General features: G+C 31.8%; 20 protein-coding genes and 1 pseudogene. 15 read left to right on the forward strand and 6 right to left on the reverse strand.

Annotated elements, in window-relative coordinates; translation table 11 throughout:
• Positions 1 to 16: 16 nt before the first annotated feature.
• The 5 genes from M1D73_RS12575 to M1D73_RS12595 all read left to right on the forward strand — a co-directional run bounded on the left by M1D73_RS12575 (position 17) and on the right by M1D73_RS12595 (position 7,929).
• Positions 17 to 2,254 carry an MSCRAMM family protein gene (locus M1D73_RS12575; RefSeq protein WP_134207913.1) on the forward strand — a complete coding sequence of 746 codons (2,238 nt, stop codon included), beginning with the start codon at positions 17 to 19 and terminating at the stop codon, positions 2,252 to 2,254.
• Positions 2,255 to 2,410: 156 nt separating this feature from the next.
• Entirely contained in the window at positions 2,411 to 2,974 is a 564-nt protein-coding gene (locus M1D73_RS12580; protein WP_000225721.1) for a class I SAM-dependent methyltransferase, read from the forward strand.
• 240 nt (positions 2,975 to 3,214) lie between these two features.
• On the forward strand, positions 3,215 to 3,694 hold the full coding sequence (locus M1D73_RS12585) for an SRPBCC family protein (RefSeq protein ID WP_000559863.1): 480 nt from the start codon (positions 3,215 to 3,217) through the stop codon (positions 3,692 to 3,694).
• A 79-nt stretch (positions 3,695 to 3,773) separates the two neighbouring features.
• Positions 3,774 to 6,944: an ATP-binding cassette domain-containing protein gene (locus M1D73_RS12590; protein ID WP_121868534.1), complete on the forward strand. Its 3,171-nt coding sequence runs from the start codon at positions 3,774 to 3,776 to the stop codon at positions 6,942 to 6,944.
• Positions 6,945 to 7,116: 172 nt separating this feature from the next.
• Entirely contained in the window at positions 7,117 to 7,929 is an 813-nt protein-coding gene (locus M1D73_RS12595; RefSeq protein WP_000472617.1) for a MerR family transcriptional regulator, read from the forward strand.
• Positions 7,930 to 7,998: 69 nt separating this feature from the next.
• Here the strand turns inward: M1D73_RS12595 and M1D73_RS12600 are convergent, their stop codons facing one another.
• Together M1D73_RS12600 and M1D73_RS12605 are read right to left on the reverse strand one after the other, a co-directional pair.
• Positions 7,999 to 9,225 (reverse strand): MFS transporter, encoded by a 1,227-nt coding sequence (locus M1D73_RS12600; protein WP_121868535.1) that lies wholly within the window; start codon positions 9,223 to 9,225, stop codon positions 7,999 to 8,001.
• Positions 9,226 to 9,565: 340 nt separating this feature from the next.
• Positions 9,566 to 10,282, reverse strand: a complete 717-nt coding sequence (locus M1D73_RS12605; protein ID WP_121868536.1) for an SDR family oxidoreductase — start codon at positions 10,280 to 10,282, stop codon at positions 9,566 to 9,568.
• 353 nt (positions 10,283 to 10,635) lie between these two features.
• Here M1D73_RS12605 and M1D73_RS12610 point away from each other — a divergent pair, with 353 nt between their 5' ends.
• The 5 genes from M1D73_RS12610 to M1D73_RS12630 all read left to right on the forward strand — a co-directional run bounded on the left by M1D73_RS12610 (position 10,636) and on the right by M1D73_RS12630 (position 14,611).
• A complete protein-coding gene (locus tag M1D73_RS12610) occupies positions 10,636 to 10,974 on the forward strand; it encodes a winged helix-turn-helix transcriptional regulator (protein ID WP_000365520.1) in 339 nt (112 codons plus the stop codon).
• A gap of 133 nt (positions 10,975 to 11,107) precedes the next feature.
• Positions 11,108 to 11,860 carry a class I SAM-dependent methyltransferase gene (locus M1D73_RS12615; protein ID WP_001003888.1) on the forward strand — a complete coding sequence of 251 codons (753 nt, stop codon included), beginning with the start codon at positions 11,108 to 11,110 and terminating at the stop codon, positions 11,858 to 11,860.
• A gap of 136 nt (positions 11,861 to 11,996) precedes the next feature.
• Positions 11,997 to 12,830, forward strand: a complete 834-nt coding sequence (locus M1D73_RS12620; RefSeq protein WP_078187929.1) for an alpha/beta fold hydrolase — start codon at positions 11,997 to 11,999, stop codon at positions 12,828 to 12,830.
• Positions 12,831 to 12,947: 117 nt separating this feature from the next.
• Positions 12,948 to 13,742, forward strand: a complete 795-nt coding sequence (locus tag M1D73_RS12625) for a VOC family protein (protein WP_121868537.1) — start codon at positions 12,948 to 12,950, stop codon at positions 13,740 to 13,742.
• Positions 13,743 to 13,858: 116 nt separating this feature from the next.
• Positions 13,859 to 14,611, forward strand: a complete 753-nt coding sequence (locus tag M1D73_RS12630) for an aminoglycoside phosphotransferase family protein (RefSeq protein WP_098212453.1) — start codon at positions 13,859 to 13,861, stop codon at positions 14,609 to 14,611.
• 78 nt (positions 14,612 to 14,689) lie between these two features.
• Here the strand turns inward: M1D73_RS12630 and M1D73_RS12635 are convergent, their stop codons facing one another.
• A complete protein-coding gene (locus tag M1D73_RS12635; RefSeq protein WP_002006075.1) occupies positions 14,690 to 15,016 on the reverse strand; it encodes a hypothetical protein in 327 nt (108 codons plus the stop codon).
• Here M1D73_RS12635 and M1D73_RS12640 point away from each other — a divergent pair.
• Positions 15,007 to 15,819, forward strand: coding sequence for an AraC family transcriptional regulator (locus M1D73_RS12640; protein ID WP_226794329.1), 813 nt, complete (start codon positions 15,007 to 15,009; stop codon positions 15,817 to 15,819). The two genes, M1D73_RS12635 and M1D73_RS12640, sit on opposite strands and share 10 nt — an antisense overlap.
• Before the next feature lie 14 nt (positions 15,820 to 15,833).
• Here the strand turns inward: M1D73_RS12640 and M1D73_RS12645 are convergent, their stop codons facing one another.
• On the reverse strand, positions 15,834 to 17,525 hold the full coding sequence (locus M1D73_RS12645) for a M3 family oligoendopeptidase (protein WP_098212454.1): 1,692 nt from the start codon (positions 17,523 to 17,525) through the stop codon (positions 15,834 to 15,836).
• Positions 17,526 to 17,695: 170 nt separating this feature from the next.
• On the opposite strand from M1D73_RS12645, the gene M1D73_RS12650 reads away from it, so the two are divergent.
• The 3 genes and pseudogenes from M1D73_RS12650 (at position 17,696) to M1D73_RS12660 (ending at position 20,056) form a co-directional block, all read left to right on the forward strand.
• A complete protein-coding gene (locus M1D73_RS12650) occupies positions 17,696 to 18,289 on the forward strand; it encodes a DUF4030 domain-containing protein (protein ID WP_098212455.1) in 594 nt (197 codons plus the stop codon).
• A gap of 58 nt (positions 18,290 to 18,347) precedes the next feature.
• Positions 18,348 to 19,718, forward strand: coding sequence for an aminotransferase-like domain-containing protein (locus tag M1D73_RS12655; protein WP_098212456.1), 1,371 nt, complete (start codon positions 18,348 to 18,350; stop codon positions 19,716 to 19,718).
• Positions 19,719 to 19,831: 113 nt separating this feature from the next.
• Positions 19,832 to 20,056, forward strand: a pseudogene (locus tag M1D73_RS12660) (hypothetical protein).
• A gap of 132 nt (positions 20,057 to 20,188) precedes the next feature.
• Here M1D73_RS12660 and M1D73_RS12665 read toward each other — a convergent pair.
• Together M1D73_RS12665 and M1D73_RS12670 are read right to left on the reverse strand one after the other, a co-directional pair.
• Positions 20,189 to 21,622, reverse strand: coding sequence for a 4-hydroxyphenylacetate 3-hydroxylase family protein (locus M1D73_RS12665; RefSeq protein ID WP_001180384.1), 1,434 nt, complete (start codon positions 21,620 to 21,622; stop codon positions 20,189 to 20,191).
• Between the two features lie 18 nt (positions 21,623 to 21,640).
• Positions 21,641 to 22,084 (reverse strand): cysteine dioxygenase, encoded by a 444-nt coding sequence (locus tag M1D73_RS12670; RefSeq protein WP_001176009.1) that lies wholly within the window; start codon positions 22,082 to 22,084, stop codon positions 21,641 to 21,643.
• A 210-nt stretch (positions 22,085 to 22,294) separates the two neighbouring features.
• On the opposite strand from M1D73_RS12670, the gene M1D73_RS12675 reads away from it, so the two are divergent.
• A complete protein-coding gene (locus tag M1D73_RS12675) occupies positions 22,295 to 22,495 on the forward strand; it encodes a hypothetical protein (protein ID WP_000279689.1) in 201 nt (66 codons plus the stop codon).
• Positions 22,496 to 22,529 lie beyond the last annotated feature (34 nt).

Raw genomic sequence — 22,529 nt, forward strand, 5'->3', positions numbered from 1 at the left:
GGTGGGAACAAAGGAATTGAGGCTACGATTAAAGCTGGTAAGTATTCATTTTATTGTTTTGTTAATGTTAAGTGTAAGTTTTGTCATATATGTACCAAAAGAAGTATATGGATCCACGACAAACTTAGAAGGTCTAGGTGATATATCGCGCTATAATGCTGTTGTCTTTGGTAACCATAAAGCAATAGGTGGCGACATTGAAGGAGCAATTGCAGTTCAAGGTGATATGGATGCATCGGGGTATACAATTGTAGGTGCTGCAGCGGGAACATCTAATATAGTAGGTGAAAAATGGGTTGATGAGGGATATCCGTCCTTGTTATTGTCTGGAAAATTTAAGAAATCAAGAGAAGAATCTTTTATCATTCAAAACGGAATAGTCGTAATGACAAAAGAGAGTGATCCAGATCGCATCATACAATCCTCTTATGATCGTATCGTTTATAAAGAAAAACTAGAAATTGACGCGAAATTTAATGAATTTCGCAATATAGTGAACCAAGTCAGTAAAAATGCAGGTCAATATAAAACAAATACCCCAATTCCAAATATGAGTCATGGAATCGGAAAAGATATAAACAATCCTAATATTTATGTTTCATCAGAATTGACAGGGAAAATTAATTTAGATATAAGAGATGTATTTTTACCGAGTGCTAAGGACAAAGATTTTATTGTTATGTATTCGGATGCAACAGAGGTTACATTTAAAAATGGGTCTATTCTATATGACACGAACAATATTGGAAGGGCTACAGATATAGTTCCTACATCACAACCATATTCTCCTAATTCCCCGTTTACTGAGCTATATGGGAAAGTGATTTGGGTTTTTCCAAATGCGAAAAAAATTATAACAGAGGGATATGGTGTCGTTGGTAGTGTGTTTGCCCCCAATGCTGTATTAGAAACAAAAGGCGGTTCGATTAATGGACAAGCATTTGTCGGTGCGGTACAACAAACTGGTGGATTTGAATTTCACAATTTCAAATTTAACTGGCAACATTGGAACAAGCCTAGTACAGGAAAAATAAAAATAAAAAAGGTTGATAGTAATAATGTTAATAAAAAATTGATCGGAGCAAAGTTTCATATAGAAGATTCAAATAAAAAAGTAGTTGGAGAACTAGTAACAAATGAAGAAGGAGAAGCGATATCAAAAGACTTACCAAAAGGAAACTATACCCTTGTAGAAATAGAAGCGCCAAAAGACTATGAATTATTAAAAGATAAAATAGCTGTAAAAGTAGAAAAAGATGCAGTAGTAGAAATTAAAATAGGAAATAAGAAATTGCCAGATCCAATGGGAAAAATGAAGTTAGTGAAAGTAGACATAAGTGATAAAAATAAAAAGCTAGCAGGGGCAAAGTTTCATATAGAAGATTCAAAAGGAAAAATAGTTGGAGAACTAGTAACAAATGAAGAAGGAGAAGTAATATCAAAAGACTTACCAAAAGGAAACTATACCTTAGTGGAAGTAGAAGCACCTAAAGGTTACGAATTATTAAAAGAAAAAATAACTGTAAAAATAGAAAAAGATGCAGTAGTAGAAATTAAAATAGGAAATAAGAAATTGCCAGATCCAATGGGGAAAATGAAGCTTGTGAAAGTAGACATAAGTGATAAAAATAAAAAACTAGCAGGGGCAAAGTTTCATATAGAAGATTCAAAAGGAAAAATAGTTGGAGAACTAGTAACAAATGAAGAAGGAGAAGTAGTATCAAAAGACTTACCAATAGGAAATTATACCTTAGTGGAAGTAGAAGCACCTAAAGGTTACGAATTATTAAAAGAAAAAATAACTGTAAAAGTAGAAAAAGATGCAGTAGTAGAAATTAAAATAGGAAATAAGAAATTACCAGATCCGACTGGACAATTTGAAATTGAGAAAGTTGATGATAAGGATATCAATTTAAAACTACAAGGCGCTATATTTCAAGTCTTAGATAAAGAGGGTAAAGAAGTGGCTAGATTAACAACGGATGAAAAAGGAAAGGTGATTTCCAGTCAATTAGTACTTGGAAAATATACGATAAAAGAAATAAAAGCGCCAAACGGATATATGTTACTTAGGGATCCAATAGAAATAGAAATTACAGAAGCAGTAAAGACACAAAAAATAACAGTGAAAAATGCGAAGAATAATTGGGTAATTCCTAATACTGGTGGGAGCGGAACAACAATTTTTTACGTAATTGGTATTATGCTAATGTTTGGTGTGCTATATTTCTGTAAGAAAAATCGTATATTATGAACTAATTTTATAGAGTTAGACAGATTGTTACGTTAGAGAGTTTTTAGGACATGAGTTCGGTATTGTACTGGACTCATGGTACTAAATTTGTTAAAGGAGGAAGGATAATAGTAAACATAGAATATATTAATGAATTAAAATGTTTAAGAGGTGAACATGGTGGCAATAAAACAAGACGAAATTAAAGTAGTTGTCGGAGCTGGAGTGTTTAATAATAATCCAGGTTGGATTCAAACGCAAGAAGATGAACTTAACTTACTAGATAAAGCTACGTGGGAAGAAAGATTTGAATACAACTCTATTTCAGCTATTTTAGCTGAGCATGTATGGGAACACCTTACTTTTGAAGAAGGTGTAAGAGCAGCTGAAATTTGTTATGAATTTTTAAAACCATCTGGTCATATTCGGTGCGGAGTCCCTGATGCATTCTTTCAGGATGAGGCATATCAAAATATAGTTCAAATAGGGGGCCCCGGTCCGAAAGATCATCCAGCAGCAAGTCATAAAATCGTTCATAATTATATAACATTAACGAAAATGTTTGAAACTGCTGGATTCGAGGTAGTTTTACTTGAATATTGTGATGAAAATGGTCGGTTTTATTACAACGAATGGGATGCAAACGACGGTGTTATTTTCCGTTCGAAAAGGTATGATTCTAGAAATAAAGGCGATAAACTTGGTTTTCCATCGCTAATTGTCGATGCGATTAAGCGCTAATCATTCAACAAAAAAAGGAGTTAATCCTATGATTTCATAAGTCGCAAATGCGGCTTTTTTATTTGTACATAAATCTATATTTAATTTTCAATATTATATAATTCGATTTAGAAAATATTTAAGTTTTTCTCAGCACCATTCACTTTAAATTAACACTTCGTTGACATAAATATTTATTTTATATTTATATTCGTGTAAAATGAAATGGGAACATATATTCTGTATAAGGAGACAATCAAAATGATAGCTGAAATTAGGAAACTAACTGATGGATATATTGTAAAATTTGAACGCCAATTTCCATATACGGCAGAAGAAGTTTGGTCTGTATTAACAGAAAACAGTAAGCTGAAAAAATGGATGCCCAATTTACAGATTGAAAGCCTTAAAACTGCTGGAATAATAAAGTTCGACATGATGGACGGTTCATTCATAAATATTGATATTTTAGAGTGTCAACTAAACTCAGTACTTGAATTTACTTGGGATAAAGACCGTGTCAGATTTGAAATACATAATGAGGAAAATGGTACTCTTTTACTTCTTAAAGAGTACATTCATGAATTAACAGATCATACACCGAGAGATGTAGCTGGTTGGCATATTTGTTTAAATCTTTTTTCTTTCGTTTTAGAAGGAGAAGAGAAAGAATTTTCTAAAGATGAATGGCAACAGTGGTTTGAAATATACAAGGATAAGATTCATGAAGTGAGAGGATAATTGCATAATAGGTAATATTCATTATGTAATTATTATATTGTAAAAATGCTTTTGTGAATAAATAAGAATAGAGGTTAATATGAAAGTAAATCAATTAATTGCTAATAACATAAATAAATTAGATGCAACTATACCGTTTAATAAATCGTTTGGAATTGCTGGTTTATCTGGATCGGGTAAAACAACTTTTTGCCAAACAATTGGTGAAGAATCAAAAAAACGATTAGTTTCTTTATTACCAAAGGCTGAATATCAATATTTATTTCCTAACATTATGGAAACAAATTTTAGTGCCATTAAGATGGAAGAAATGCCTTTAGTACTTTTTCTAGGAAAATCATCGATTTCGTCTAATCCGCGTTCAACGATTGGTACTCATACTGGTGTTTTTACAGAGGTTCGGGAAAAACTTGCTGAAGTATTTAATCTTTCTCCAGAGGTCTTTTCATTTAATAATCAATTAGGCTGGTGTACTGGTTGTAAAGGCCGTGGTACTACAAAAAATGTTGAGTGTAAAAAATGTAAGGGAAAACGTTATAGTGAAGAAATTGAACAACATGAAATTGATTTGTTGGCCAAGCCACATTCAATTTCAAATATTAATGATTTAAGTGTTGAATCTATTCTTTCACTAGCAAAAGAGTTAAATATTAGTGAAGAAAAACAGCATATACTGCAAAATATTATTAATATGAACATTGGTTATTTAACATTAAATCGAATTATGGGTACGTTATCAGGTGGAGAGTTAACACGACTTTATTTGGCCGAATTCATGGCAGTAAGTGAAAATGCTGTAATTATTATTGATGAGATTTCAGTTGGACTTGATCATGAAACTTTATTACAAATTTTAGAAGAGATTAAACGATTAGGGTGTAAAAATCAAATTTGGCTTATTGATCATTCAGATACAGTACTAGATACATCTGATGAGCAATTGTTCTTTGGACCTGGTAGCGGAAAATATGGCGGGAAAATTGTGAAAGAATCACCAAGACCAAAGTCAATACTGTGGGATCGAAATAAAGAAATACCAACAGAATATTATACATTCTATGATTTATATTGCCGTAATATCCAAATGGAGGAGTTTCAAATTCCTAAAAACAGGCTTGTAACGGTTACAGGAGAATCAGGATGTGGGAAATCTACACTTGTCAATGAATGTCTAGCTACAGATTTCTTGAAAAGATATCCAAAAGATAAATTAGTTATGGTGGGACAAGACCGAAATCAATCAATTACAAGTCGATCAACTGTAGCAACTTTCCTAGATATTAAAAAGAAACTAACAAAGTATAGTGAAGACATTGATGATATTTTTGAGCGCTCGATTGAGGATATTATTGATGAACTTCCAAATGAAGATATCGCTTATAAACGTTTGAGCCTACTAATTAAATTAGGACTTGGCTATTTAACATTAGAGAGAAAAACACAAACATTATCGACAGGTGAGTTTCAATGTGTTCATTTAGTTTCGGAATTATTTGCAAACACTAGAAATCCACATACATTATTCATTTTTGATGAGCCTTCAAAAGGTTTATCACAAAATATTTTAAATCAATTTATCGATAGTATTAGAGGTATTCTGCAAGATGAATCAGTTTCTATCATTATGATTGAGCATAATCGTTACATGTTAGAAAGCTCTGATTATATAGTTGATTTTGGAAAAAGGCAGAATGAATCTGTAGAGCATTTGGATGTTGTTAATCATGAGGATTACTATCGTCAAAAAAGTAATGTGAATAGCACAAAGAAAATAAATATCTCTTCAATGCTTAAGCAGAAAAAAGGAGTTCACTATTTAGAAGAAAATCATATTAACTATTTTAAAAATGCCGAAAATGTTTATAAGGGCGGTATTTTAAAAAGTTTATCATCAATGGCTAGGTTAATTTATGGTGAATATGAATCTGATACAATCGCACCTGTTATTGCTATTGATCTTGAAAGACATTTATATAGTCAATATAGTTTCTTATATGAGATTGGTGGATTAATTAATCATATTGTAGCTACTCATCCAATTAATAAAGATACGAGAAGTTTTGATTTCTATTCACAGGACAATCATTGTCCATCTTGTTCTGGACGTCTTCAAATTGAAGTTTTTGATAAAGATATTGCCATTCAAGATAAAAGTGTTCCATTTTGGGATGGGCTATTCGATCCAGAAATCATGAAGGTATTAAAATTTTATCAGCATGAAAAAATAGAATTTCTATTCGAAGAAATAAAAAATGAGATTGGTCACGATTTGTCAAAGAGCTATAATGATATGTCAGAAGAAGAAAAGCATACGTTTTGGTACGGATATTTTGAAAAATCATTTTATGATAAAAAAGGAAAGACACGCAGAACATGGGTAGGATTTAATACAATTATTGGTGGATATATTGTTATTTCAAAAGCACCTATTAAAGAAGAAATTAAGAGTTCAAAAAAAATGATGAAATGTCCAATTTGTGAGGGGACGGTTTTAAATCATCATAAGCCACTTAAATTTGGTAACGTAGATATTCGTGAAATAATCAATCAGCCTATTAATAAAGTATTGAAAACAGTTGGTGATTTACCGGCACTTGTTAAATTGAAGTCTATTGTTGGTGGCGATATGGTATTGACAGAAGATGTTTCTTTATTGCCAAGAAAAGCACAAGTTGCACTGAAGATGTTTGAATTAGAACAAGCAAGCTTTTCAAACTATGAAATGGTGTTACAAAATGTCTTACCATTCTGGGGCGAAATAAAAGGAAATATCGAATCCATTAGTATTAATAATCAAGTAACTGTTTGTGATTTCCCTAATGTTTATGAAACGAGAGAAACCATTATAGATAAGTATTTCACAAATGGTAAATATAAAAAACTTACGTATGTATACGAAGCGTTTGGATACAAAAAATTAGTTACCCAAATTAATAAAATTAAAAAGAGTAATCCATGTCCATTTTGTAAAGGTAAGAAAGTGATAACCGAAGATAATCTACATGATGGTGTCTTTAAACTAACAATTCCATGTGTAACTTGTAATGCAAGTGGTATTAATGACGAAGGGTTAAAAGAAGTTGTTGAGGGCGTGGATGTACAAACGTGGTTAACTGGAAAAGTAAGTGATGTTGTGAATGAAAGCTTATTAACAGAAGCTGTTGGACAAATACCAATTTTTAATCGCATACGTGAGTTGGATAAACGAGATATGATGGCGGTTTATGAATGTCTTGAGAAAAATAACTAGTGATGGATTGTCAATTGCAGTAGTCATAAAAATAGGAATATAGGTTTTTAATTATATAAATATAACATGTTAAATTGTTATTTAAATCGTTAAAAATAGTTGACCCTCACACAATGTCATTGTTTAAGATAAAGTTGAGCTTCAAAGTAGATGTAACTTATAGGAGGAAATCATGTTTAAAATAGGGGATTTTTCAAAACTATCTTCCATTAGTATACGAATGTTGAGACACTACGATAAAGTGGAATTACTACAACCAGTAAAAGTCGATGAGCAGAGTGGATATCGATTTTATTCAGCAGACCAATTAAAAAAAGTAAATCAAATTCAAACGTTAAAAGCTATGGGGTTTAATATTGCTACCATCAAAGAAATAATAGAATGCGATAATATAGATAGCATAAAAGAGCAATTTTTAAATCGTAGTGCTCAAATTAAAGAAGACATGAATAACCTCCAAAAACAATTACGTCTCCTCGAAGACTCAATGAAAATGATGAGAGAGGATGTTGTTGAGATGAATTATCATGTTTCAATAAAAGAAATTCCAGAAAGAACTGTAGCTAGTGTTAGAAAGATTATTCCATCGTATAATTGCGAAGGTGATTTATGGAGTGTATTAATGCAAGAAATTCAAATGAAAAATATTAGTATTGCCCAACCGAGTTATAGTATTGCGGTTTTCCATGATCGTGAATACAAAGAAAATGATGTAGATATAGAAATACAGCTAAGTATTCTAGGTAAGCACGAAAATACAAAAGACGTTACATTTAAAAATATGGAATCGACTAATGTAGCTTCTATAACAGTTAATGGAAGTTATGAACAGATGACAGCTGTAAATGAGGCTGCGGCAAAATGGATTGAGACAGAGGGTTACAAATTAGCAGGCCCGATGTTTAATATTTATCATGTGAGCCCAGCGATGGAAGCGGATCCTAATAAGTGGGTTACAGAAGTTTGTTATCCAATAAACAAATAAGTAATAAAAAAGGCATGTTTTATGCCTTTTTTATTTTATGAATATCTCAAAATATATAATTTTTCCTCTTTACAGTTTTCGTATCGGACTACATAAGGCAATAAATACTTCAATTATTTTAGTAAAAGCAGCTAAAGCAAATATAAATACAGGATTGTAGGCTGAAATAATTCCACCTACTAATGCCCCCAATGGCATAGATAATCGTGTAAGTACACGAGAAAAACCTAAAACACGTCCTTGCAAATTGGATGGAACAGTTTCCTGCCGAATTGATGTAACAATCGTATTCCATGTGATATTACATGTCATCGCGATTCCGAAAGCAATTCCGGGAGCGAGCCAATATGTACTCCACAAAGCAAATGTTAATCCAAGCGCTCCCAAAAATAGGAGTAAAGGAATAAGTATACCACGTCGAAATTTCTTTTCTAAAGGAACGGCAATTAAGCTTCCTAAAAGCCCACCTATTCCTATTAAAGTATAATTATAACCACTTTGTGCGGAGGTAAGATTTAATGTCGATAATAAATAATACATAAGTACACCTAAAACAGCACTTGCTCCAAAGTTACCTACCATAGCTTGAAGTGACAAAGCTATATTTAACCGATCATTTATGAGCCATTTAAATCCATCAAACAAATCATTTAGTACATTTTGCAATGTCTTTTTATCAGTATTCTTTTTATTTAAGTTTTTCATAGAAGGTAATATAATCACAGCAATTAATGTAGCAATGAATGAAAGAACATTAATCCAAAGTACTTGAAAGCCGCCAATAAAAGATATGAAAAGCCCAGCTATGATTGGACCAAACAAACTAGCCAATTGATTAACCATTTGATATAAAGAATTAGCCTTCGTTAATAATGCACCTGCGATGTGTGGAATGACTGTAACTGTTGTTACATCAAAAAGCATGGACATAACTGCTAAGATAAAAGTAATTACGTATAAATGCCAGACTTCTAATAGATGTAATGCATGTAAAATTGGTACGAGACTTACTAAAATAATATTGGTAATATCCGCCATCCAAAGTAACTTTTTTCGATCATATCGATCAACTAGTACACCAACTAAAGGGCCAAATAAAACGATTGGCAATACGTTAACAGCAAATAAAGAACTCATAATTACAGCTGAACCAGTTAATTGATAGGCAATCCAAGGCAGTGCAAAAGTATATAGTGAATCCCCGATTCGTGAAATGAGTAAACCAAAAATAAAAATCTTGTATTCTTTTGAAAAAGTTGTCTTGACAGTTAATCTTCGTTCTTGTACAAATTTCACAATTGTATGACCTCCCTTTTTTATAGAGGAATTTGAAAATAATCCGTCCAATATGTATTAAATATAGAATTCTGTAAGAAGTTGTTGAATCCTACTTTATAATATTGATTTTATATAAAATTGTAGGGAATAGAAATTAGGGCGGTTTTTATGCGAGGAGGCGGAATGATTCGAGAACAAAAGGGGTTGCTGGATAAAGAGTTAATCTTATGACCTTTTCCGCAATTATTGTTGTTAGCAGAACTTTTGAAAGAAGATCCTACATTAATATATCCCTTTTTTAGTTAATACTAGCCTCCTTAATACTAGTTAATACAAGGAGGCATTAAATTTTTAATAATTAATGGTATGTGTATCCTCCATCAGGAAACAATACATTACCCGTAGTAAAACTATTTTGCATTAAATATAGGACAGTATGTGCAATTTCATCATTATATCCAGCTCGTTGTACAAGTGAAAGAGATTTATAAGCTTTGTAAGCAACTAGTCTATTTTCGTTTTGTTCATTTTCTCTTTGTATTGTTCCAGGAGAAACCACATTAACTCTAATAGGAGCTAATTCCACAGCTAAAGCCTTCCCTAAACTTTCAATAGCACCATTGCAAGCTCCATAGGCAGGTGCGCCTTTAAGTGGTCTTTGACTAAATGCACCAGACATTAACACAATCGATCCAGAGTTTGAAAGAAAAGGAATTGCATATTTTACGGCATAATATTGAGGCCAAAACTTTCCGATGAAGCTACTTTCAGCAATTTCCTCTGTAGAGGTAATTGGTCCAAGTGTGTAAGAGGCTCCCGGTGTGAATAAATGATCAAAGTTCCCAACTGTCTTGGAAAAATTTTGTAATTGCTCTTTATTTTGATTATCCAATATATAAGTTTGAAGATGATTGTTATTTATTACTTCTCGAGCAACTTTTAATTTTTCTTCCGAGCGTCCGGCAATAATAACATGTGCGCCTTGTTTAATTGCTTGTGTTGCTGTTGCTAATCCAATACCAGAACTCCCGCCAATGATAACAATACGGCTATTTTTTAATGTAGTAATAGACATATTTTAGCCACTCCTTTAATAAAAAATTTAGAATATAACTAACTGTGCTATGCTTTTATTATTCGCTAAAAGGGAGCAAGTGAAAAGTACGCACTTTATATGTACATAGTCGCAAATTTCGTACTAATCGCTATACATGCGGATAAGTAATAGGAAAAATTTCTAAATATGGTTTATCCGGCATTAACGGGCAGTAAAACTCTCACCTCAAAGTTAGGAAAATGCAAGGAAGTTAGGTAAGAGATCAATAGCCCGTAAAAGCCCGATTGGTTCAACTAATAATCAGTGTGGGATGAACAAAACCCCCACTGATTAAAGTTTCACTTTATGATATCTGAGGAGAGGTGAGAAAAATGGATTTACAAGAACCGAAGTTAAAAGGGGTAATAGCAACATTACAAATAATCGGTGGGAAATGGAAGCCACTCATTTTGTTTATTTTGCTAACAGATGGAATGAAACGTTTTGGTGAATTAAAGCGATTGATACCAGATATATCTCAAGGGACGTTAGCGAAGCAATTACGTGAATTAGAGCAAGATCAACTAATAAAACGCGAAATTTATCAAGAAATACCACCTAAAGTAGAATATAGCTTAACTGAACATGGAAAAACAGTCAGTACTGTTTTGGATAGTATGTGTAGTTGGGGAAGAGGGCATTTAGAATATATAGATAAAGATAAACCATAAAAATGTTATGTAAACTTATTGTAGTGTGAAGGGAAATATTGTTTTAATAATTTGTATTTTATAATATATAATTAAGGAGTGTCGTAGGTTATTATACATATTTAATTTATTTTTACAAAGGGGAAGTAATAAGATGAACGAATTAGAGTATAAAAGCTTCTATAATAAAGTAGGAAGATTAAATGGATGGGATTTTAGCAAAATAAAATGTGAAACTGTAGGAGATACATGGGACTTTTATAGTGAGGTAAAAGAAAGGTGTAAACCATCACATATTTTACTTGATGTTGGTACAGGCGGAGGAGAAAATGTACTTAACATAGCATCATCAGTTAAATTGTTGATTGGAATTGATAATTCTAACGGCATGATTGCAACGGCACATTCTAACTTGAAAAAATCAGGTGTACAAAATGTTGAGTTTCTTCAAATGGGTTCTGAAGCTTTAACATTTCCACATGCACATTTTGATATTGCTTCAAGTTGTCATGCCCCGTTTCTGGCATCTGAGTTAGCGAAAGTAATGAAAAAGGGTGCCTTTTTCTTAACACAACAAGTAAGTGAGAATGATAAATTAAACCTGAAAGAAGCATTTGGTAGAGGACAATGCTTAGGTGAACGGGATGGTACTTTAAAAGAAAATTATATGAATGAACTTATTAGTGCAGGATTTGATCTCGTGCAAGTACGTGAATATGATGTTACTGATTATTACAGTAGGTCTGAAGATCTCATTTTCTTATTAAAACATACCCCTATTATTCCTAGATTCGGAGAACAGGAAGAGGATTTTACTATTTTACAAAAGTTCATTGATACGTATAGTTCTGAAAAAGGGATTCGTACTAATTCAAAAAGATTTATGATTATTGCTGTTAAATTATAATGTATTTTAGTGTAAAAGCTGCTTTTCATTTAAAGAAAAGCAGCTTTTTGTGTGGAAAAGAATACAGGAAATACTTGAAAATAATAGAAATAAATAAAATGTAAATTAAAAAATCAAAATATGGAGGATAAATGTTTTGAAACGTTACTATATTAGCAATGAAAAAATAAATGTACATATTACTGAATGGGGGAATAATGACAAGCCCGTTATCTTTTGTTTACATGGATTAGGTAGTACGAGTTTAAGTTTTATAGAAATTGCTGAGGAATTAAAAGAAGAGTATAGATTTATCTCCGTTGATGCACCTGGACATGGTAAAACACCCCCATTTGAAAGAACAGAAGATTATGAGATGCACAATTTAGCAAATTGGTTAAATGAAATAATAAATGAATTGAGAATCGAATACTTCTATTTTCTATCACATTCATGGGGAAGTTTTGTAGCGTTATTTTATTTGTTAAATCATCCAGAAAAAGTACAAGGAAGTATTCTTATTGATGGTGGATATCAAACAAAAAGGCTTCGAGAAGAAACGTTGGAAGAAGAAATTGCTTATTATGAAAAGGACTTTGATGAATACGTTTTTAATAATTGGGACGAATTTTTCAAAAGTGAAAAAGAAGCTTATACTAGGTGGTCTTCATTGTTAGAAGTTGCTGTAAAGGATCTAGGGATCGAAATGGATAATAAAGTATGGTGGCATGCCAGGGGGAATACAGCTAGTAATATAATAAGAGGTATGCATAAAGATGAAACAATAGATATATATGAGAAGCTACCGGCTAATATTGTATTACTTCGAGCTACAGTCCCACAAGTTTGGGCGGATTATAGAGATAAGACAGCAAATGTTTTTAAAGAGAAAACGGACAGTATAGTAAAAGTAATTCCTGATACTACCCACATGTTGCACTGGGATAAACCGGAAATTGTTATAGCGGAAATAAAAAATAATTGGAGCTAACATATTCATACTAAAGTTGTAGTTTCTATATGAAAAATCCATCCTTCCGTTTGATTTTATCTATTTATAAGTGTAATACAATACGAATAGATAATAAGAAATGAAGGGGAATGTAAAGTGATTACACATATATCAGATATAAAACTACAGACGGTTTCCATAGAAGGGGTAAAACAAGTTTATAAGGACATATTATCTTTTCCAATAAAAAAAGAAACAGCATCCTTCATTCAATTTGAAGTAACAACTTATACAACAATTAGTTTTCAAGAAGTGTATGAACCAATCGCACCTGCACATTTTGCTTTTGAAATTCCATATTCAAAATTCCATGAAACAGCAAAATGGTTAAAGGACTCTGGATTACTCATTGTAAAATGGCAAAATGGAAATGTAATTGGTGAAGAAAATGGTCTATTCAATTTATACTTTAAAGACGGAGATGGAAATCTACTCGAAATTATCGCACATAGTTATGTTAAGGAGGATGTATTAGTACCACACTCACCTTTAAACATTTTATACGTAAGGGAAATTGGTCTTCCTGTTAAAAGTGTACCTATTTTTAGGGAATGGTTAAAATCAAATCTAAATATGAAAACGATGGAAGACGGGGATATTTTTAACTTTGTAGTTGGTGGCACTGCTTATGTCGTCGCAACTTGGTGGCAGCGACCTTGGATTCCAATCGCGATGAAAGCTCTATCACCGAAAGTACACGTTTCTTTCGGAACACCAGACGTCGCATTTTTACAGCGAATCCAAAATAACTTTAAGAAAAATAGTGTATCATTTGAATGTAAACGTAATGAAGTATCATTTATTGAGCAAGGATATACATTTTCAATTGTGCATACATCAGAGTTTCATTCTGATATTCCTAAACAATTAAACTTACCGCTTTCTATTTAAGGATGAAAAGCGGTAAGTTTTTTGTATATTCGTGAAGAAGGTTTTAGCTAGGGTTACAGTGAATTTAAAGAGAAGTACAAGGTGTTATTTTAATTTATGTTAAGGGGAGAAATGAAGTGGTTTTAGGTAATCCAATTGCAAAAGGGAATACTGCAGAAATTTATTTAACTGATGATAAGGTTGTAAAATTATTTAAAGATTACCTCCCAGATACAGAGTCTATGAATGAAGCAAAAAAACAAAAATATGCGTATTCATGCGGGCTGCCAGTTCCAAACATATTTGAAGTAATAAAGATACAAAATAGACAGGCAATTATTATGGAACATGTAAAAGGGGACAACATTGGTGATCTTCTGCTTAATAATTTAAATGAGGCAGAGCGTTATATCAGCCTTTGTGTGAATGAGCAAAAAAAGATCCATGCTATACATGTAAATACAGATGAAATGGAGTTAATGAGGGAAAGGTTAGAGCGTCAAATTAAATCTGTGCATAAATTGGATGAACGCAAAAAGAAGGATATATTACAAAAATTAGATTTTATTACATTTGATTTTAGGCTATGTCATGGAGATTTTCATCCATTTAATTTGATTTTGAGTAAGGAAGAGAAAGTGAAAGTTATAGATTGGGTAGATGCTAGTTCAGGTGATATTCGCGCAGATGTATTTCGAACATATTTGTTGTACTCACAATCTTCGGTAGAATTAGCTGAGATGTATTTACATATATATTGCAGTCGTACCGGCATATCAAGAGATGAAGTTTTTCAATGGGCTCCTATTATTATTGCAGCTAGATTTTCTGAAAAAGTATCACCGCAAAATGAAGTGTATTTGAGAAGATTATTGAATCAGTATTTATAAGTCATAAAAAAGGTTGTCAGCTAATTAATAAATGCTGTTGTTTAACCAAAGTTTCCTTGCAGTTAAACAACGGCATTCTTAAATATTGATATAGGTATTCTTATTTTCGATCTTCATCCTATAAAGGTTCATAATCCGTACTTGTTCCTCCGTTAATTCTTCTTTATCCCAATACATATGCATTAAGCTATATTCAAAAATCTCCTTTAATTTAATAAATAACGGAAACTTGTCTTTCATCTCTTTTGGTAGCTCATTTTCCTCTTGGTAGCCTTCAAATAGTGCTTTTGTAATAGAATACTCATAGTCAACGATATTCCCATTTCCAGCAAATGAATATTCTATCGCACTATAAATAGGAACGGCTAAATCGAATATGTAAAAATGTTTTTGGAATGAATCCAAGAGAATATCAACTTAACAAAATGCCTATTCAATCATTTGTTAAACTAAATTTAAATAAAGAAGGGGCGTTTAAAATGAATATTTCTAGAAAAATAGAGGTTGAACAGTTACGAGACAGGAAGAGTGAGCTATTTGATAAAGAGGTACTTAACATATTAAATGGTCAAGTTATGTATGAAGAATTTAAAAATAAAAAGCTAATGGGTGATTCTGATTATGCACCATTTAATGAGGCAATGTGTGTGAACTCGGCTACTACTCAAGTTTTTAATGAAGAGTTTATTAAAACAAGAGCGAAAGGACATAACAGTTCAGTAGAAAGTTATATAAAAAAGGTTATAGATCCGTTAGAAAACCTTTTTACGAAAAAGTATAAATGTATTGTTCTATGGTTTGGTGAAGATATGTTTTGCCAAATGAACTTACTTACCATACTTTCTCACCTTGAACAGTCTGCTTATGAAGGGAAGGTATACTTAAATAGCTTTAGAGAGGATGAATTTAAAGTAAATCAAATTGAACTTGAATTGGGGAATTATTCTTCTATATACAATGAAGTACTAGTAAACCATAAAAAGACCTCTCATAAGGTGCCACCTGTAATGTATCAGGCTATAGACTTATTTTTAGAAATGTTAACAGAAGATAATGCAGTAATGAAATTCATCTCTAAAAATAAAGATTTATCAACTCGTGAATTATTAATAAAGTTGTTTTATCTTTTTCCAACAATCGGATATGGAGATACTCAGTACATAGAGCTGATTAATAAAATAAAGAAGAAAGCTACACCAAAAATATAGGTGCAGCTTTCTTCTTATAATTGCTCAAGTAATTCTAATTCTTTTTCTACAAATAGCATTAGTTCTTTAATTGTTTCACCAGAAAAATCAAAACGAATACCGGCTGCATCATACACTTCTTTTATAGATTGCGAGCTTCCTAGTGATAATGCCTTTTTATAATTTTCTAGCGCTTGCTTAGGATCCTCTTTATATTGTTTATACATTTGTAATGCACCAAGTTGGGCGATCGCATATTCAATATAATAAAATGGTACTTCAAAAATATGGAGTACAGGTAGCCAACTCGTTGCTATCCAGTTTTCGTAGCCATCAATATGTATGACGCTAGACTGATAATGTTTTTGAAGTTGTAAGTATTTTTCATTTCTTTCTTCAGAAGTATGACTTGGATTTTCATACAGCCAGTGTTGAAATTGATCGACAATAAGCATAATAGGTAAATATGAAATAACATCTTTAAAGAAGTTAATTTTTGCTTGTTTTAAATCTTTTTTGTCTGTATAGAAGGTATCCCAATAATTAAGCGAGAATAACTCCATTGTCATACTGGCTAGCTCAGCTGTTTCAGCTGGAATTTCTATATACTGTCGTAATTTTAATGGTTTTATGAGTTCGTTATGAATACTATGACCCATTTCATGTATAAAAGTGACAATATCATCTTGTGTATAATTTAAGTTCATAAAAATATAAGATAATTGTGAAGCTGGTAAGTACTCACAAAAGCCACCAGCTGCTTTTCCTTTGCGGCTTGTTAAATCAAGACAATTGTGTTTATACATTCGGTTTAAAAGTGCTGAAAATTCAACATCTAGTTTATTAAAGATATGAGTGCTCTTTTCAATTAAATCATTTTCATTTGCAATAGGTTTAAGTACTTTTTGATCTGGAGTTACAGCTGATACATCCCACGGGCAAAGCATATCCAATTGCAGTTTATCTTTTTTCTCAAGCAATATTTTATCTTTAAGAGGCACAACATACTTACGTATGGATTCAGCTAGTTCATAGCAATCTTTCGCTGAATAATCAAAACGCTCGTATTTTTTGAACATATAATCGCGATAATTCTCTAGTTGAATATTTTTTGCTTTTTGATGGCGAATTTCAATTAATTGATTTAATATGTTTTGGAGTTCTTTTTCAACAGATAAAAATTGTTCAGAAATAATGGTTTTTGCCTTTTTACGGGTGTCACGATTCGAATCTTGTAAATAGGATTGTAATTCTGTTATCGTTTTTTCTTCTCCGTCCCAAATTCCACTTAATCCTCCAGTGATTTCAAAGTACTCTGTGACTAATTTGTCTTCCTGTATTTCTAATTCGATATTTTCCTCACAAAATAACTTTTGAGCATTTTTTATTTTTGTATCTAATAAACCATATACGTTAGAATCTAATTCCATTCGAAAAGGTGACTCTAAATATTTATTATCCAATAAATTTTGGTACCGCTTTAAAAGTGGCTTTACAAATTGTTGATCATGTTCAAAAGTATCCTTTATTTCTTCATCATCCGTATTACATTGAAAGGCGATGTAATGTGATCTTAATTGTTCTTCGATGTCCCAAATTACTTTTGACTGCTCTTTTAACCAATTTTCAAGGTCTAGTTTTGAAGAAATCATTTTATTTAATAAAGTCGAAAGAGTTTTTTCCAATTGTAGTACATTACTAATATCAATCGTATTTACATGTTGCATTATATATCCCTCACTTTTTATTTATTCATAGAGATATTCTATTTATTAATTGTAATTCCCTTGTTAAGTGGGGTAAATGTGAAATAATGTTAAATTTAATAATTAAAGAAGGTATTTATATGTCAAAGTAAAAAGTTTATCGTAAATGAAAATATATGGAGGGGTGCTGCATGAGAAAGGGAAAGAAGTTACTTGTATTTTTATTTCCACTTGCTTTATTATGTGCCTGTGAGAATGACATTGAAGATGCTAAAAGTGAAGAGTCTATAGTGATGGATATTGCTACAGCCGCGGTAAAGGAGGAATCTTTTTTTAGTGCTGCTATAAGAGATGAAAAAGAAAGAATATTAGATTTAGAGATTGCTGATAGCGAAGATGGTAACGAAATAAAAAATGATATTAATAAAAGATTGGTGATACAAGGTGTAACGTCTTATAAAATCAATATAACTCAAAGAAATAGAGAAGTTGTAAAGGCAGAGAGTAGATGGAATCAAGTTTTTGGACATATATTTGATGACGTATTCAGAAAAAATGGATATGAAGGGTTTGGTATTCAGCAAATAAATTATAAAAAGAATCAACCTGTTACCATTGATATAAAAACTAAGATTAGCGATGATGAAGTAGGGGCGAGAGGACTTGGACAGAAAATAGAAAAAGAAGTTGAAGGGGTACTTAAAACAGAAGAAGTAAAGAAATGGATTGAAAATGATTCATATGCTATTGGGATTTACGATATAGATGATCGGAAAATTAACTAATTGAGGAATGAATGCTATATGAATAAAAAATCTATATAATTACTGGAGGAGGTGTAATATGTATAAGTATTTACATATTTTAAACGACATAGAAAATATGATTCAAAATGGAGAAATAAGAGAAGGAAAGAAATTACCGTCTATACGGTCACTCGTTACGCAATATGAATGTAATAAGGCAACAGTTATACGTGCTCTTCATGAATTAGAAAAGCGTCACATTATATATTCTGTCCCTCAAAGTGGATACTACGTTGTTAAAAAATCAGAGAGTACTATAGAAAATAACGAGATAATTGATTTTGCCTCCTCAGCACCAGATCCAGATGTTTTTCCGTATTTAGATTTTCAACATTGTATTAATAAGGCTATTGATACGTATAAAAATGATTTGTTTGTATATGGAACGCCGAAAGGCTTACCATCTTTAATACCAGTTATTCAAAAACAACTAGCAAATTATCAAGTCTTTACAAAAGAAGAAAATATTTTTATAACATCCGGTGTTCAGCAGGCACTTGCTATATTAACTTCTATACCATTTCCGAATGGAAATGAAACTGTATTAATTGAACAACCAACATATCATCTATATATTGATTATCTAGAAATAAATAAAGTTCCTGTAATCGGTATTAAACGTACGAATGAAGGTATCGATTTGAATGAATTGGAGCAAATATTTCAAACCGGAAAAATAAAATTCTTCTATACGATACCGAGATATCATCATCCGCTTGGAACGTCTTATTCTAAAGATGAGAAAGAAAAAATCACACTATTGGCTAAGAAATACAATGTATTTATAGTGGAAGATGATTATTTAGCAGATTTAGAAACTGATTCAAAAGCAGATCCATTATATAGCTTGGATAATTGTAGTCATGTCATATATTTGAAAAGTTATTCGAAGATTATTTTTCCAGGTTTACGGGTTGGAGTTGCGGTCATTCCACCATCCATTGCAAATGCGTTCTATACATACAAAAAGATACTAGATATTGATAGTCCGATGATTTCTCAAGCGGCTTTAGAAATTTATATAAAGAGCGGTATGTTTGAACGTCATAAAAGTAAAATTAATTCTTCCTACTATAATAGATCAATAAAACTAGCAGAAACATTAGAAAAAGTGCAAAATGAAGATCCATCATTATTTACATATAATAGACAAAACACATTTGGAATACACACTTGTTTAGAAATGCAGAAAAACACAGTTACAGAAACATTTATACAAAAATTAGGTGACAGGCAAATAAGTGTCGATACTATTGATAAGAATTATATGAGGAATTTTCCTAAAGAAAAACTGTTAAAGTTAAATGTTTCGAATGTAAAAGAAGATAAGATTGAAGAAGGTATTCGTAAAGTAATTGAGGAAATCAAGCAATTAAGACAGTTTAATTTTCAGTTTAGAAAAGAATAATTTGAATTAGGAGGTTCGTTGTGAGGCGCAAAATCATTCTCTTGTTTGTATGTAGCGCTATAGTGGCAGGTGCAATTGTTGTGATTACATATTATAAAAAAGAGGATTAATGCATAGCAGTTGCAAAGTATTCAAGAGGTATTATCGTAGATTAAAATAACGAACCTATAACTAATGTGAAAATTTATGAAGATTCAATTGAAAGTAATATGCGTAGTATTTCAAATGCACAAGGTGAATTTGAAATACCACATGGAGTTTGTGGTGAAATTGCATTAAAATTAGTTACTCAGAATGGGGAAGTCTATACGAGAAAATATGATAAGAATCATGTGTAAGAAGAAAACTAAAGGTGAATAAAATGAAACCATTACAGAGAAAAGTAGCAGTTGTGGACGGAGCAACTATATATGTAACTGAATAACTATATGTTTTTTAAGAGCGCTCTTAGAAAAGAGTGCTCTTTTTCATTAATGTAAATATTTACTTAGCATCTTTTTAAAATGATTTTTATCATAATTTACATATTGCGTAGCTGTATTTCGTATTGGATCTCCGGCATAAAATCTTTCATACAATTCGTGTCTAGATCCTAATGGACTTCCAATGATATCCCAGGCTAACTTAAATAATTTTGTGCGTTGTTCGGCATCTATATTCGTTCCTTTAAAGTGCTTTTTCAATAAATTAGCTATCGGACTTTGGAAGTCATTCGAGCTCGAAGGAAGTTGAATGAACCCACCTGCTCCAATTAATTGTAAAATTTCTATTGCACGGGGATAATATTTGGAACCAAGATTCCTTGCAGTTTCGATATATTTAAAATTCGGCAAATAAGTTTTCGTTTCATTTGTAGTACCTTCAACTTCTGCAGCAATTAAAAGTGCGCGAATTGTTTCGATTTGCATAATTAATTCCCCAAGCTTCTCTTGAACATGCAAATAAGTAGTAGCACCGATCGCTTCAGCAATTTCACAAGCAATTGCAGTTATAAATTCTAGCTTTACTACTAATCGTACAATTGCTTGGTGATAAGCTAAACTACTAGAAGCTACATCTGACTTTATTGCCCATAACGCTTCAGGGTTGTTATATAGTAAGACTCGTTCCCATGGTACAAATACATTATCAAAGATTAATAGTGCATCCATTTCATCGTACTGTGAGCTAAGAGGGGAATCAACTGTAATTGAATGTGTATTCGCAAATGGTTCTCTACAAACCATATGTAATCCAGGGGAATTGGCTGCCACGATGAGAAAGTGAGCTAAATCTTTTTGAGTATCAGTCAGTTTTGCTAATGGATAGATTAATAAATCATTTGAATAAGGAGAAGCAGTACCAATCATTTTAGCACCACTTAAATAAATTCCATCAGAAGTTTTTTTCGTAACTCTTAGTAATCCTAAGTCGTTTGTATTCAACATTGATTCTGTAGATCGATTTATTTGTGGATCACGTTGAACTACGCTTAAGAATAAGTGATTATCTCTTGCTTCTTCATAATAAGATGTAATTTTATCTGGAAACTGTGCATCGAATTTTTTATAAAAATATTTTGATACGTACCAGCCAGTAAGTCTCGATCTTGCGTAATCAGATAGTCTACTCATTACACCGTCTGTAGCATAACTCCACGTTTCAAAAGCGGTTCTCCTCATTAATAATTCGTTATAGGAATTCGGAACTAAAAAGGCTGTATGGACAAATTCTTTCGTTTTTGGACTAACATATCCAACAGAATCTCTTCGTATTGGATCATCAAACAATGTAAATAAATTAGAAATGGTACTTAATGTTCCTGCAAAATGTTTGTCTGTAGTTACATCTACTTTTTGTCCATAGAGCCAAACGTTACGACCATCTTGTAAGCTCTTTATATAGTAATCTTTCAAATTTTGCATATTTCCTCCTTCTAAAGACTATTCATATATTTGGACATCTTTTAATGGTGGGGAATATACGTGGAAAGTTATTACTGCTGAATCTGTAGCATTATACATTTTATGCACAGTATCTTTTTTTACTGTGAAAATATTTCCCTCTGTAAACTCTTCAATCCGCTCGCTATTATTTTCGTACGTTATATTTTGTAACGTACCATTGACTATTAGTATACATCCTACAGATATTCCATGATCGTGCACAAAGGTCTTTGCTTTGCTGGGGAAATTTAATACTAAAATCTCTACGAATTCAGACTGATAGATAACGTTCCTTCCGTATTCAAGATTAACTGGTGAAGTAATAAAAGGAGCTATTTTATGAAGTGAAATATTTAATGATTGAATAGTGTGTATTAAATTGAACGTATCGTAGTTACATAGGTTATTAAATGCCTTTCTTATGTTATGAATCAATTGCATGTACAACTTCCTCCTAAGCATTTGCAGTGAAAGAAAGTAATCTCCTATTATATCGTGTGTAGTCGATTACATAACATTGTATTGAATAAATTCAAAAAGGTGACTGGTTTTAATTGGGTAATATTTGCTCTGGACTACATGGTAATTAATTCCTTTTTTATGGTATGCTTGAACTATAGCCCGCTTTCTATTGGAAAGGTGATGAAATAAATGGCAGTTCTTTTAGTGGATAATCTATATCAAATGTCTATTGTTTTACTGATCTTATGTTCATTTTGTTTTTATAGATATTTAAAGAAAATAAAAAGGGAAAGAAAGCTTACAGGTTTTGAAATTACGATGTATATCGTGACGCAACTTGCGTATTTCATTTGGGCGGCAACGACTTTTCTTAAAATGTTATCAGAATAGTAATCTTGAAGTATTAGACGCTGAACAGAAAGGT

It is taken from the genome of Bacillus sp. PK3-067 (assembly GCF_056738645.1).